Consider the following 740-nt stretch of genomic DNA (forward strand, 5'->3'; position numbering starts at 1 on the left):
GTCTCGTCGGCCTTGTTGGCCTGCATCTGGTGGACTGCGGTAGCACAGAGGAGCTGATTCATCTCCACCTGGGACACTTCCGGTAGGTAAACGATCAGCCCAGGATCGGAGGGAAGCTCGCGCAGCACCAGGTCCAGATGCATCGGCCAATGGCACAGCGTGCAGATCGGAACGACGTTATCGGCCGAGAGGTTGGTGTGGTCGCCATCCAGGTGGTGAAGCTCGAAGCCGTTCCACTGGCCGAACTGGAACGAACACACCGCGCAGCGGCGCTTGAAGCGCCCCTGCCGGATTACCTGCTCGCGCAACTCATCAACGCCCTCCCCGGCTCGGGTATGTCCGAGCCGGGGAGCGCGCCTGACGTCGCGGGTCACCGATAGGTAGATCGAGACTGACACCGATCGCAGTCGCTTACTGCGGGATGGTGATGCGGCCGCGATCAGCCGCGCCGTCGCCCCAGACCGTATCCGAGCCGGTGGTGATCACCGAGCCCAGGGCACCCAGGCAGCATCCGACCAGGATCATGATCGTCGCGGTCTTCTTGGTGATCGGACCGTTGCCGTCCTTCTTGGAATCGGCGATGAAGCCGATCATGCCGCCCACGACGAAGACCAGACCGGCCACGAAGGCGAGGGTCTGCACCAGCTGAGCACCATCCTGACCGATGCCGGTGATGCGCCTCATTACCTCTCCCAGGCCTTGTGAGGCCGCCGAGCCCACGAGCCGGACTCGTACGTCGA

1 protein-coding gene and 1 pseudogene are annotated in these 740 nt (G+C 63.9%); both read right to left on the bottom strand.

Going from position 1 to position 740, the window contains the following annotated elements; genetic code table 11:
• Positions 1–374, bottom strand: a pseudogene (locus B1991_RS18540) (hypothetical protein); the annotation flags it as partial.
• Positions 375–411: 37 nt separating this feature from the next.
• Positions 412–684, bottom strand: a complete 273-nt coding sequence (locus B1991_RS18545) for a hypothetical protein (protein ID WP_136260144.1) — start codon at positions 682–684, stop codon at positions 412–414.
• Positions 685–740 lie beyond the last annotated feature (56 nt).

Source organism: Rhodanobacter lindaniclasticus (assembly GCF_004799035.1).
Lineage (GTDB): Bacteria > Pseudomonadota > Gammaproteobacteria > Xanthomonadales > Rhodanobacteraceae > Rhodanobacter > Rhodanobacter lindaniclasticus.

What these genes read in the sequence shown, in the direction of transcription:
- B1991_RS18545 (WP_136260144.1), bottom strand. Translation starts at nt 684, where the DNA reads ATGAGGCGCATCACCGGCATCGGTCAGGATGGTGCTCAGCTGGTGCAG.